This window comes from Shewanella sp. MBTL60-112-B2 (genome assembly GCF_019655055.1).
Classification (GTDB): Bacteria; Pseudomonadota; Gammaproteobacteria; order Enterobacterales; family Shewanellaceae; genus Shewanella.
Genome location: NZ_BPFA01000008.1, coordinates 46,828 through 61,085 on the forward strand (window position 1 = coordinate 46,828; position 14,258 = coordinate 61,085).

A 14,258-nucleotide genomic window follows, 5' to 3' on the forward strand; every position below is an offset into this window, starting at 1 on the left:
TACTAACCCTCACTTCCCGTGAGTCTAAAACTGATATTGTATGCCTGCACCAAACAATTCACGGCTTGTATCACCTAATTCAACATGATTCCATTGCACTGAAAATCGAAGACTTTTGGATAATGCATACTCTAAACCTAGTCCTCCATAGAATGAAAATCCATCTTTTTCACTTGATGCGACCCATTGGTTATCAATATCATAGGAATCATAATCGGCTTGCCAACGTAGTCCGCCCGCATACAAGAGCATGCTAAAATCTCTCGCGAATTGATATCGATAGCCTAAATTAAGCCCAACTCCCTTTGCCGACTTAGGGTAAAACTGGCTGGCTGTCGCGTAAAATGCTTGTGGATTATTGGTTGTTCCCTTGATTCTGACACTCGCCTCACCTAGGTCTAAATACTCTAATGTCGCAAACCAGTTATCGCTAAAGCCATAGCCTAGGCCTATTTTCCAACTAGTTGTAGAGCTATCTAAATCGATTACCTCTGCCGTCAATCCAGCATTCTTAAGTGAGTTGTTAATATCATCCTCTTTAATTGATGATTTAGCCCCACCGAAGAAACCGGATACGAACCAGCCTGTAAGTTCGGAGTCAGCGGAATTAACTTCTTTCGCGTATGCCTTTTGAGGCGACAGGGTGAGCCCGAGCAGTAACGAACATACTAGCGCTCCCCATACAAAGTTGTTCGCGTGTCTTTTCAGTTGTAAGTTTCTTAATACGTTACTTCTAAAGAAACTTATAATGACTAATAGATATAAAATATTAAGCTGCATACTCCCTCCAGATGAGCCGCCCCCTTCAGTTAAAAGTTCAACTTCAACATCAGGGTCCGCTACAGGCTCTATTTCTTCCTTAATCACACAGCCAGTAATATTAACGATTCCATTGACCATCTCATCGCCGTCATTACTGCCACCATCCTCCACGACCAACTGTACACACCAATCTCCTTGATTAAGCCCGTCATTATACTCATCCGATCCTGGTGGTGGACAATAACCCGCAACACCTGGCGCAGACATCAGTTTATTGTTTGCATCGGCTTCAAACACAAACCAACCTTTACCTGGAATAAATTGACGGTAGCTGCCGTTCTCCGGGATCTGATTTCGTTGTGGGATGACAATATTAACCGTTTGATTATGCTCAGATAGTGCATGTGCTTCTACATTAAACACACCGCCAACATCGATAAAGTCACCAGCCATTATGCCTTGCAATCTAGCTTGAATATCTGAATCAGCGACTTGAGCTCCGCGGTATACCCCTGCTACGGCATAATGCCCTAAGCGACACTCGACACCGGGATCACACTCCACCAAATACGATTGTGTATTAACGCCTCTTTCTGGCAACACGTTTGCTGCATTGATGTTATCTAAATAATCAGGGATCCCATCGTTATCAGAATCCGTTAACCCTTCGATATTATCTGCGACTCCGTCGCTATCTGAATCATCTGCAGTCAATACCGGTGTTGATTTTGAGACTCTAACTCTATGCTCACTGAAATGGCTTAAGTTAGGTTCACCATCATCAGTGACTGTCACTCTCATGGTATAAACTCCATCAGCTAAACCACTTGGGTCGAACTGCCACGTCTCTAATTGAGTCGCATCAGCGCGCTGCTTCGCAACTTTTTGTATCACTCCTTGTACTGTTGATACTTGTGCATTTTGTAAATCACTGTCTGTCAAACTCCAATCTAATGAATGCGTATTGTGATTGTTAGGATCAGTGTAGTTAGCGTGTATTTCAACAACGCCATCAACTTGCGACACTAAGGTTCGTTTTTCACCATTTTGATGAGAAGACAGTTGTACCTCTGGTGCCAAGTTATCTAGTGTAATAGTGACATAGTGTTGTTTTCTGCTACCTAAATTCATTTGCTCATCAAGTTGAATTACTATCACTTCATTCTGTTGAATATCAAAAGTATTAAATGTTATCTCGGCTTCAACTTGCCCAACTTCAAATACCACAACGCCGTGGCTAAGATCGTGATGTTCTCCTTCTATTGCACTGCCAGTAACCGTGTAAGCCACCGAGAGTGGATACTCTGGGGAAACGCCATTTAGATGAACAGAAACAGAGACTTGATTTCCCTGACTAACAAGTTGGTCTTGTGGCAGGGATATTAACGGACGAACATAGATATTTTGTTGCTGCTCCGTCATATTTCCAGCGGCATCTATTGCCGTCCACATCACTTGATGGTGCCCAGGTTCTAGCATGGGTTGAGCGGTTCCTAGACTATGAGTTAACTCTTGGCAGCAATCAGACCTAACTCCCTCAACATAATCATAGGCCTTTGCTTGTCCAATACTAACAGTGGTGAATAGTCCGGTAGCATCAATCCATATATCGCTTGGGATTGTCAGTTCAGGGGCGACATCATCTTTATAAAGGTTGCTTCCAGCCAACCACTCATCGAAATTACTTAGACCGTCACCGTCTGTATCTTGTTTTGCGTCAGAGCCATCGAATGGGTCTAAACCAAGCTCAAGCTCGACAGTATCAGGGATCCCGTCAGCATCTGAATCGAGCACTGCAACCTCAAGATAGAATGTCTCCAGATGTGCTTCTAAAATGCCATCCGATACAGAGATAACGATAGGTCCATATTGGCCGGCATCGTTATAAGTCGGTGTTCCGCTTAATGCGCCTGTGAGTGGTTCAAAACTTGCCCATGCAGGTAAGCCACTAATGCTGAAGCTCAAAGTGTCATTGTCTACATCTAAGCTAATCGGCTCGAATTGGTACACATCACCCTCTATCAAGGTTTCAGGTGAACTCCCTGAGATAGTTGGAGCATCGTTGACAGCGGAAACTTGTAAACTCACCACTATTGACTCAGAAGTTTGACCGGCATCATCACTTACTTGGTAACTAAAACTATCATTACCATTGAAGTTTGCGTCTGGGGTATAAACCACACTCCCATCGGCATTGATTTGCAACGACCCAGAGCTTGGCTGATCTGTGATGACCACACTACTGAGATCTAAAGCACCATCTAAGTCCGAATCATTATCCAAAATGCTAATTGTCACGGAACCGTCTTCTTCTAACACTGCGGCATCACTCTGCGCCAATGGCGCATCATTAATACTATTGATACTGATCTGAACTTTTGCCTCACTGCTAACGCCGTCATTGTCCTCAATGGCATAACTAAAGCTATCGGGGCCATAATAATTCTCAATCGGCGTGTATCTTATTAAGCCACTCGGTAAGACCGAAACCGCACCGTATTTAGGCTGACTGCTAAGCGCTAAACTTTCGAGATTAAGTTCACCGTCAATATCTTCGTCATTACCCAGTACATTGATATCTGTTACGCCATCTTCAACCAGCTCAGCAATATCATCTTGCAATCGTGGTGCATCATTAATGGCTGTAATAGTGATATTCACACTACTCGGTAGAGAGGTTGCTCCCTCACTATCTTTAATTGTGTAGCTAAAGCTATCATCACCAAAGTAGTCAGGATTTGGTGTATAAGTTACCTCCCCCTTAGTCCCGATGCTCACTGAACCATGAGACGCTTGACTAAATATCGACACAGAATCACTGTCTATCATTGAGTCTACGTCGGTATCATTACCTATCACTGTCAATGCAACACTTGAGTCTTCCTCCAATGTTGCACTGTCCTCTACCGCGACTGGCGCATCATTGATCCCTTGGACAGTTAATGTAACTAAGGTCGTTTGGCTTATCGCTCCGTTTAGATCTGCGACTGTGTAGCTAAAGCTGTCCGAGCCAACATAATTGTTATCGGGCTGATAACTGAGTAGGCCATCATGATTACTGATTTGACCATGTAGTGGCGCTTGTACAATCAATACCGAGTTAGTATCTAAGCTTGACTCACCGTTACCATCATCGATATCAGTATCATTGGCTAATACCGCAATATCCAAGATAATATCTTCCTCTACTATGGCAAAGTCAGGCTCGGTTCGCGGCGCATCATTGACAGCAGCAACGCTAATTGCCACCGATGCAATATTAGACACTGCGCCCTTGGCGTCAGACACCTGATAGGTCAGAGTATCGTTACCATTAAAATCAGCGTTAGGGCTTAAAGTCACCACTCCATTTTCCAAGCTAGCGCTCATATACTGGGGTAGTTCGAGTAGAACCGCACTCGCGGGGTTAAGGGCAAATTCAACATCGCTATCATTAAGCAACAGATCAAATTGAACTGACGTATCTTCTTGCATACTAATCAGATCATTCTCTGCAACAGGCACATCATTAACGGCTGTGACATCAAGATAGATGACTGCTTGTGCAGTCCCCCCATGACCATCACTCACGCTATATTGAATACTGTCGCTACCATTGTAATTCGCTTCAGGTTTATAGGTGATCGTACCGTCATTATGGTTAACGCTGCTGCCATGACTGCTGCTCATTAAGGTTAGGGTTAGATCATCATTATCCACGTCGCTATCATTATTTAGCACTGAGAAGGTCACTTCTCCGTCTTCCTCAACATTGGCATAGTCATCTACCGCTACAGGGCTATCGTTGATAGGGTTAACCGTGATACTCAACAGCGCGGAATCCTGGCCACCATTTCCATCGTCGATTGTATAACTAATAGTATCTTTGCCATTGAAGTCGCTATCAGGCACATAGGTAATACTGCCATCTAACCCAATAACGACCGTACCATTGGCTGCTGGCTGCGTAGTCACAATAAGGAGGTCATTGTCCAAATCACTATCATTATCCAGAACTTGCACCGTCACGCTGCCATCTTCATCAACACTTACCGCATCATCTACGGCATTAGGTTTATCGTTAATGCTCACCACGGCGATACTGACTATGGCGCTGGCACTGCCTCCATTACCATCGGAGATGGTGTAAGACAGGCTATCGCTACCATTGAAATTAGCATTAGGAGTGTATTGCACTAATCCATATGCAGTAACAGACACCGCACCATTTGGCGTTGATTGAGCAGTTACTGTGAGTCTATCGCCATCAATATCGCTGTCATTTACTAAAACAGGAATTGTGATACTTGAATCTTCATCAAGGTTTACAGAGTCATTAACTGCAACAGGATCATCATTAACGCCGCTTACAGTGATGATTAATTGCGCGGAATCTTGGCCTCCGTGACCATCGTCGATAGTGTAATTAATAGTATCTGTGCCATTAAAGTCAGCATCAGGTATATAAGTGATACTGCCATCAGTTTCGACGCTAGCTTGGCCATGGTTAGCTTGTATTAGCGTTACTGTTAATGGCTGGCTTTCTATATCATTATCATTATTAAGTACGGCATAATTAAGGCTGCTATCTTCATCGATTAAAGCTGAATCTGCATTCGCTATAGGTGCGTCATTTACCTCAGTTACGCTTAACAAAATCGTAGCGGCGGACTGTAGGCCAGATGGGTCAGCAATAACATAATCAATCTGTGTACTGCCCTCGAAATTTTCAGCTGGCACATAAAGCAATTCATTATTAGCAGTAATGCTTACCGTCCCGCTCGATGCGACTGCAGAAACAAGTGAAAGTTGCTCTCCCTCTACGTCCACATCATTACTCAAGGGCGTCAACCTAATACTGGAATCCTCGTCAAGCGTTGCCGAATCATCGAAAGCTGTAGGACCATCATTTACAGGCCTAACGGTGATATCCACAATCGCTGTCGACTCACCGCCGTTGCCATCACTGATGGTGTACGTTAGCTGGTCGGTTCCAAAATAATTTAAAGAAGGAGTATAAGTTAAGCTCTGATCGGCATTACTCACTGTACTGCCATGAAGGGATTGATGGCTGGTCACAATTAACGGATCATTTTCTGGATCGCTATCATTTGCTAGAACCGTTATAGAAACAGACTGATCTTCATCTAATACTGCAGAGTCGTTACTAGCAACTGGCAGATCATTAACGCTCAAAACGGTTACCGTCACATTGGCAGAGTCACTGCCGCCGTTTCCATCACTGATGGTATAGCTAAAGCTATCAGTACCGTAAAACTCTGCATTCGGGGTATAAGTTAAGATTTGATTAACCAAGTTCAGCTGACCATGGCTTGGATTAGTTACGTTCAAACTCAGTGGGTCACTATTAGGATCTGAATCATTGGCTAAGACATCAAGCGCTGAGCTGGTATCTTCATTTATATTAAACACATCATCAACAGCAATAGGCTTGCCATTTACCGTCACTAACGCATTAGCAGTGGCAACAGAACCTATTCCGTCAGAAATTGTATAAGATAGGGTTTCTAACCCACTAAAATTGGCATCTGGAGTATAAGCAATGGTGCCATCAAGGTTCAGCTGCGCTGTACCATTAGGGGCATTAATTTGGGTGATTGTGAGCGGGTCGCCGTCAGGGTCTGAATCATTCGCCAATACATCGATGACTACCGTCTGCGCTTGTTGAGTAAACGCAGTGTCATCTATCGCAATAGGCGTCTCATTGACGATAACTAAATTAACAGGCGCTTCAGAGGTGATACCATTGCTGTCTTTAGCACTGAATATAACCGCATATGCCTTACCTAACATATCAGCAGATGGAGTAAAGGTGACTTCTATAATAGCGGTGCCCGTCGCAGGATCTTCACTTATTATGCTGGTACTCCACACTGCAGGATCTGTTGAGGGAGGGTTTAAGACACTAAGCGATGGTACGTCAGGATCACCATTTTCATCCAAATCAGTTGCAGTAATCTGAAACGTCGTCGTTTTATGCAATTGAATATATTGTGTACCTGAAATAACAGGTCCCAGGTTAAACCCTGGAGAAGCATTATCTGGATCGCTAACCACAAATACAAAATCAAGGGGGGCTTTAGATTTCACCAGCCCATTAATATCAAGATCCTCTAGTACTACCGCAGCCTGCCAGCGGTTACTTGTCACCGTACTAGGATTGGCATTATCCGTGTAAGTAACCTGATCGCCATTGGCTTTATCTGCAGCGAGATCCCAGGTGATTAAGCCTTCTGATGAAAGTTGCATTCCTGCTGGAGTTGCTACCTGAGCATTACTATTTCCTGAATAAAACTCCTTTCTTTCACCCCAACGATACTGAATTTTATCGCCATCTTGATCCACGCCAGAAATTTGCATGGTAAACAGGTGGTCATCTTGAACATAAACCAATGAAGACACTGCAGTAACAGGAGACGCGTTAGTCACTTCACCATTAACAACTGATGTTGTGAGCTCTCCGCGCCAATAGGAATTATCCTGGCTCATTGCGGGGCTTCTTGCATAGGAATTCCACGACAAGGTATAGTCGCCATCAGCCTGATATTGATGCACTATTCCAGGCTCATAACCATTAGCTCCTTGGCTGACGATTTCCACCAGCGCATCGTTGGTGGCACTATCTTTAGACAGTAGCTGCACACAAATTTGCGATTCACCTTGACCGTCTCCCCATGTAAACCCAGCAAAGTAATTCTTTTCACAATTAACGGTACCTACTGCTGAATTTACCAGTTTGCTCATGATGCTATGATTCAATGTATAGCCAATCTGCGCCTTGAGCCGAACCTTACCACTTTCTCCCGCTATCGGTTCCACCGCCATAGTACCGTAACGGAAATGATTCAAAGTTGAAGAGTATGAAATAGGTAGCGCAGCAAAAAAATCTGACTTTGAGTCTACATTACCGACCTGATACTCCAAATCCCAGTTGTAACCCTGCTCATGTCCACCCGTTGTGTCGATAGACGCTGCAACATCCAACTTTGTCAGTTCGGCCATACGATTGATGAAGCTTTCGCCCGACAAACCCGCGGCTAAGTTACAACCATATAATTTGAGATCCGCTCCCGAGTTCAGGCTAGAACCAATTTCACTCAAGAGTTGTGTTTGCTGGTTAATATAGGCTTGGTCGATCCATTTACCAGAGAGAAATAGCGCACCATTCGAAGCATGAGAAACGATAGACAACTGCGATAAATTTGACTTGTCTTTAAGCAAGTTTCTTATCTGTAATAACGGCTCTTGTTCAGGCTTAAGGAATACAATTTCAGTATGATGATTCTGTACAGAGTTTTGATTAAACTTCGCACTCATTGCTTGATAAAGCATATAAGGGTCTTGAACGGCTGGATCAATGATGATCAACTCACTTTTAACTTCTGCAGGTGCTATGTAACCAGTGTTACTTTCTGCGCTCACATTATGCGTAACAAGCAGACAAGTAATGACCACCAAACCAATCTGTAAAGTCATGCGGTTATGTTCAAGGTATTTATCCCTAGATTTAAATACCGGGAGATAACGTCGTACAAATAATAACGACGATATCAAGCTGAACAACCATCGAGTTTGCTGAGTACAAAATAGATATATAAGATCTAATTTCATTGTTCACCCCAATATTTCAAAGATAGTAACCAGCTTGTATGCATAGTACGTACCACTTACTTACCTGTTAAAATACAGGAGCTTACAGCCTCTGAGTTATTTGTTCTTTATCTAATTTATTCAACCTGCGTAGCAAAATGCGAAGCCGAGCAAGAATTGAGGTGAAATGCAACAGATTGCAACTAAGCTAAAAATGCTAGGTTACTGATTAATCGAAATGACTGTATTGACGACGCAAGTCACGTGAAAATGGAGCAATCGTGAGTCATTTTTTTTTGTTTAGATCTATTTATGCAGTTAGTTTTTGGGAGGGTTAATAATAAGCTGATGCTAAAACTCAGCTAACTGGAGCAGATAACTAATCCAAATAAGCCATCTCGCTAATCCATCTGGTCTTTAGAAAAATCCTTAGTTGATCATGGGGTGACAAATAGATGTATGGTTATAAGTTTTCCAAGCTTCATATCCCATCAGCGACTCGCCTATCAGACTGCCGAAAACCTATAAATTTACCCACAGCTTTGTGCTAAATAAGCTTATATCGAACCTAGCTACGCTTGTGTAGGCTAAACGCCAAACATGAATGCCGCCTGTAAACTGTTCAATAAAAATACACGCCTTTTGCGGGTCTTTTTATGTGCCAGAAATACGTCAAACGCCAGAATTATTACTAGCTAAACATTCTAAAAAGCCATTAAATTATAGAGAGTAAAGCTACTTTTATAGGCAATAATTAGCAGATCTTCATGTCACAAATTGATACAGGTAAAATCAACCATTGATCACAAATGTCTCATCAACTCTCTCTATAATCGAGACGGCTAATAGTGAGTTATGCCAAAAATAAACCTATTAGCAGTTTAAGGAGGGTCACCTTCTTGGGGTCTAAACAATTATAAGAGTATGGATATGTTAAATAAGAAAGTACTAGCAGTGGTTATCGCTTCGACGCTTGGTCTTACGGCCTGTGATTGGATTGATAATGACGATGACGATAAAAATGTTCAAGTTGACTTACGTATTTTAGAAACCACCGATCTTCACACCAATATCATGGACTTTAACTACTATAGCGGTAAAGAAGATCCCACCATTGGTTTAGCCAGAACAGCAAGCCTGATTGCCGAGGCGCGTAGTGAAAGAACTAACACTGTATTAGTCGACAACGGTGACCTATTACAAGGTAGCCCGATGGGTGACTATATCGCTAGCACTGGCCTAACCGACACTCACCCGGCTTATAAGGCGATGAACACCCTAGATTATGATGTTGGTAACATAGGTAACCACGAATTCAACTACGGTCTTGAATTCCTAGCAAAAGCCATTGACGGTGCAGACTTCCCTTATATCAACGCTAACGTCATCTGTGCTAAGAAAGACGGCTGTTGGAATGATATTGAGTTTGCCGATAACATGTTCGCTCCCTACTTAATCACCAATAAAGTGGTTGTCGATACTAATGGTAACGAGCACAGCATCAAGATAGGTTATATCGGTTTTGTGCCGCCACAAATTCTGCAGTGGGATAAGGCTCACCTTGACGGCGAAGTCGAAGTGCTTGGGATCACGCAAGCAGCTAAGAAGTTTGTCCCTCAGATGAAAGCTGAAGGCGCAGATGTCATCATTGCAATTCCTCATTCGGGTATTGGTTCGAGTGAAAATCCTGGCGATGCATGGGCTGAAAATGCCACTTATGCACTAACAGAAGTTGAAGGCATCGATGCCATCATGTTTGGCCACAGCCACTCTATCTTCCCAGATGCACGTTTTGCTGACTTACCTAATACCGATATCGAAAAAGGTTTACTCAACGGAGTACCGGCAGTGATGCCTGGTCGTTGGGGTGATAACTTAGGTATTGTGGATCTAAAACTGCGTAAAGAAGATGATAAGTGGGTGGTTTATCATGATGAATCGCAAACTGAAGCTCGCCCTGTTTTTGACAACGCTAATAAGGTTGAACTGGTTGAGGGTGAGCAATCTATCCGTGATGCTGTTGAGCTTGAGCACCAAGGTACGATGGAATTTGTTAGCCAACCTATCGGCGTTGCTGCCGCAGACATGTATAGCTTCCTCACTTTGGTACAAGACGATCCAACGGTACAGATTGTATCCAATGCACAAATCGCAAAAGTTGAGCAGCAAATCCAAAATGGTTCAGATGAGGAACTGAAGAAGCTTCCAGTATTGTCAGCCTCTGCACCATTCAAAGCTGGTGGACGTTACGAAGAAGGCGATGCCAGCCAGTTTGTGATGGTCGAAAAAGGTGAGCTGACTTACAGCAACGCCGCAGATCTTTACCTATATCCAAATACTATGGTGGCAGTTAAGGCAACCGGCGCCGAGCTTAAAGATTGGCTAGAGTGTAGTGCTAACCAATTCAATAAGATCGATCCAAACAAAACCACTCCACAAAGTTTAATCAACCGTGCAGGTCATCCAACCTATAACTTCGATGTTATCGATGGTCTAACTTACAATATTGACGTCACCCAAGACGCTAAGTTTGATCGCGATTGTAAAGTAGTGAATGAAAATGCTAACCGTATCGTCGACTTGAGCTTTAAAGACACTGAAGGCAATATATTTACTGGTGAAGAGTTAGCTAACAAAGAGTTTATCGTTGCTTCTAACAACTACCGAGCCTTTGGTGCCGCCTTCGCGGGCACGGGCCCAGATCACGTTGTATTAGAGCTTCCAGATGAGAACCGTGAAGCCTTATCGCAGTATATTACTGCAGAGTCAAAGCCTAACGATGCTGGTGGTTACGACAGCGCTGTTGACCCTACAGCCGATTACAACTGGGACTTCAAAACAATTGAAACCAACGTAAAGCTGGACGTTCGTTTCGAAACCCAAGACAGTGAGCTTGCGGATAAGTTTATCGAAGAAAACCAGCAGCGTAAGATGGTTAAGATTGAAAATGCCGAAGCCGTTGCAGGCTTTGCAATTTACAGCATTGACCTAGTGACAGAACCTAGTGTTAAGTAATCGTTCGTAGACACAAACTAAAAAGGCTCCATAAAGGAGCCTTTTCATTTATTGAACTATCTTAATCAAGGTATGAGTCAAGATATGAACTTAACTCACAGGAAATAGCCATTGATAAATCAATCGTGCGCCATAGAAACCTGCTGGTAAACCCGCTAAAACGCCCAACACAAAAGCGAAAGACTTAAGTCTTTTACGGTTTAGCTGAGAAAGCAGCGCATCAATTTCAGTGTCATTAAGTTGTTCATCAGAAGTAAGTTTACTTGACTCCATGTCACATAACTCTCTTAATCCATATTGATCTGTTACAAACAGTTTAAACCATCTTTAGCAGACTACTGTTATAGATTTTAGTATAAGAATGTTTCAATAAGTAAACGCCTCGATATTCACGTTCAATATATCTAGAGTCAGCGGTCTTTTTGACGACAAATAACTTCAGCCAATCATTTTCTATATCGTAGCCCCAAACAAGATTTCCCGTAGCTTTTGTTTGAGTAGGCAGACTTAGTGGTTTGCCTCAAAGCGGTACTGTTTCTTAGGGTTAGCGACACTAATGTTGTCCATTTTAAGTCTCGCTTGAGCCAAGGTTATCATCTGATTTGTCTGTTGTTCTAAATAAGCCTTATCGAGTAAGGCTTGTGACTCAAACATAAAGGTAACGACTAAAGAGTTTAAGCCCTGTGAAAAGTTGACACTATGAGTCAGCCATATAAAGCCTTCGACCTTCTCTTTAAGTGTTTCACACACTTCTGTTAGGGCTAGACGGATGATATTATCAATCTTCTTATCGGTTTTTCTCATCAGCTTTTCCCCTTTTTACCTAAGCATTTTCGTCGGCTTTATCTTAGCCCTGGTTAATAGCGATCAACTGCTTGATAAAGCTTTTTAATCCATCGGCGTTATCGAAACTAAATGCTAAACCATAATGAATGCCATTAACGCTCTTTTGTACGCGTTTAGGGAATCGGGTCATCTCTGAATAGTGGCAATACTGCTCTTTGGCATTGACCCCTTCTAGTGCTGCTAAATCGGCTTTAAATACTTCATAGGCTGGGCGGATCACTAATTGAGCCTGTTTGCCGTCAACATACAGATAGAAAGGCTCCTTTAATTTAGGCAGCATGTATTCGGTTACTTTCTTGATTGAAAAATTGGTTCTGCACTCGAGTTCACTTAATAGTGCAACAATCTCATTTTGTTCTATAGCCAAAGTCTTGCCTTATTAACTGCAAATTTGAGCCTAGATAGTAGCGCCTTTTGTTGGCAACAGTTGAATTAATTCTATATACGCGGTAAAACGGTGACCTAACCCCAAAATATAGAAGCTATTTTGAGCTCATTACCCTACTCCCAATCTTGTGAAAATAATAAATCTGCCATCGCCACTGTGTTAGAGCACAGCTTTGGCCAAGTCAGGCATGTACTAGAGGTTGGCAGTGGCACGGGCCAGCATGCTGTACACTTTGCCAAATTGCTACCACACCTTATTTGGCAAACCAGCGATCAACTCGACTACCATAATGGGATTAATGCGTGGCTAGAAGCTGAGCCCAGCACTAACTTACGGGCACCGCTGGTACTGGACGTGACTCAACCCTGGCCAGTAGCACAGCTCGATGCTGCAGAACTTGATGGTATTTTTAGTGCCAATACCTTACATATCATGTCGAAAGGTATGGTCGAGGCCTTTTTTGCAGGAATTGGAAAACATTTAGCTAAGGGCGGCCATTTGTGTGTCTATGGTCCTTTTAACTATAATGGCGAATATACTAGCGACAGCAATCGTAATTTCGACCAATGGTTGCTGCAGCAAAACCCACAAAGTGCCATCCGTGATATTGAATGGATTAGTGCGCTAGCTGCAGCGCAAGGCTTGGAGTTAATAGCTGATCACCCCATGCCTGCCAATAATCGGTTATTGCATTTCGAGAAGAAACGCTAAAGCCTTAAGCAATCATCTTATCGCTAAGTAACTGCCTTAATTCACATAACGAACTTACCTGGTAGTGAGGGTCGATATCATCAGGTTTATCGGCTCCATGGCTATTAAGCCAGCAGGTATGAATACCAGCGTTTAATCCACCTAGAATGTCTGAATGGGGATTATCTCCCACCATTAGCACTGATTCTTTATCTGGGTGGCCCATCATGGCGAATGCGTGGTTAAAAATACCAATATCAGGCTTAGCGATGCCGACCTCTTCAGAGATCACTAGGGGTGAGAAATGATTAGCTAAGCCGACTTTCTCAAGTCGTACCGTTTGCAACTCGGTAAAGCCATTGGTAATGATCCCCATATTGACGCGACCAGACAGGCTATCAATCAGCTCTTGTGCACCAGGTAATAACTGACAGATCTCCGCCATGGCCTTTAAAAAGTCACTATTAAGCCTCTGGGTTGAAACTGCGAGTTTCTCTGCCCAAGATTCGAAACGAATATTCTGTAGCTCTTTAGCGCTGAGTTTACCATCTTGATAGTCTACCCAAAGTGGCTGGTTAACCGTTTGATATTGCGTGAAATCATGGCGTGTAAAATCCACGTCAAAACGTGAGAACATCAGCTGTAAGCCTTGAAATGCATCGAAATGAAACAAGGTTTCATCGGCGTCAAAAAGTACCCATTTATACTGCATCTCAATCCTATTAAAAAGTCGATAATAAAAAGTCAGGCAAGGTTATCTTAAGTCCTATTTTTTGTCCAAGCCCCAGATACATTTTTGCTATAAAGACCTTATTGTCGGCAGATAGAAATAGATCTCGAAGAGCACTTAGTGCTTGATAACTATAAAAGTAAAGAACCCAGCTTATACTGGGTTCTTAGTTTTGCGTTTTAAATCAGCTTTGGGCTTAACTTACCGATATTGCTCGTTAAAAGCAGATTTAGGTCA

7 protein-coding genes are annotated in these 14,258 nt (G+C 42.9%); 2 read left to right on the forward strand and 5 right to left on the reverse strand.

The window, feature by feature from the left end:
• Nucleotides 1–24: 24 nt before the first annotated feature.
• The gene (locus tag K5Q73_RS06865; RefSeq protein WP_220759304.1) at nucleotides 25–8,373 is read right to left on the reverse strand and encodes an Ig-like domain-containing protein; all 8,349 of its coding nucleotides are present in this window, start codon (nucleotides 8,371–8,373) and stop codon (nucleotides 25–27) included.
• A gap of 909 nt (nucleotides 8,374–9,282) precedes the next feature.
• Here K5Q73_RS06865 and K5Q73_RS06870 point away from each other — a divergent pair.
• Complete coding sequence (locus tag K5Q73_RS06870; RefSeq protein ID WP_220759306.1) at nucleotides 9,283–11,367, forward strand: bifunctional 2',3'-cyclic-nucleotide 2'-phosphodiesterase/3'-nucleotidase; 2,085 nt, start codon at nucleotides 9,283–9,285, stop codon at nucleotides 11,365–11,367.
• 90 nt (nucleotides 11,368–11,457) lie between these two features.
• Here the strand turns inward: K5Q73_RS06870 and K5Q73_RS06875 are convergent, their stop codons facing one another.
• The 3 genes from K5Q73_RS06875 to K5Q73_RS06885 all read right to left on the reverse strand — a co-directional run bounded on the left by K5Q73_RS06875 (nucleotide 11,458) and on the right by K5Q73_RS06885 (nucleotide 12,580).
• Complete coding sequence (locus K5Q73_RS06875) at nucleotides 11,458–11,640, reverse strand: hypothetical protein (RefSeq protein ID WP_220759307.1); 183 nt, start codon at nucleotides 11,638–11,640, stop codon at nucleotides 11,458–11,460.
• 234 nt (nucleotides 11,641–11,874) lie between these two features.
• The gene (locus tag K5Q73_RS06880; RefSeq protein WP_220759308.1) at nucleotides 11,875–12,171 is read right to left on the reverse strand and encodes a Fis family transcriptional regulator; all 297 of its coding nucleotides are present in this window, start codon (nucleotides 12,169–12,171) and stop codon (nucleotides 11,875–11,877) included.
• Nucleotides 12,172–12,214: 43 nt separating this feature from the next.
• Nucleotides 12,215–12,580: a hypothetical protein gene (locus K5Q73_RS06885; protein WP_220759309.1), complete on the reverse strand. Its 366-nt coding sequence runs from the start codon at nucleotides 12,578–12,580 to the stop codon at nucleotides 12,215–12,217.
• A gap of 120 nt (nucleotides 12,581–12,700) precedes the next feature.
• On the opposite strand from K5Q73_RS06885, the gene K5Q73_RS06890 reads away from it, so the two are divergent.
• The gene (locus tag K5Q73_RS06890) at nucleotides 12,701–13,312 is read left to right on the forward strand and encodes a DUF938 domain-containing protein (protein ID WP_220759310.1); all 612 of its coding nucleotides are present in this window, start codon (nucleotides 12,701–12,703) and stop codon (nucleotides 13,310–13,312) included.
• A 4-nt stretch (nucleotides 13,313–13,316) separates the two neighbouring features.
• On the opposite strand, the gene yjjG is transcribed toward K5Q73_RS06890, so the two are convergent.
• On the reverse strand, nucleotides 13,317–14,003 hold the full coding sequence (gene yjjG, locus K5Q73_RS06895; protein ID WP_220759311.1) for a pyrimidine 5'-nucleotidase: 687 nt from the start codon (nucleotides 14,001–14,003) through the stop codon (nucleotides 13,317–13,319).
• Nucleotides 14,004–14,258 lie beyond the last annotated feature (255 nt).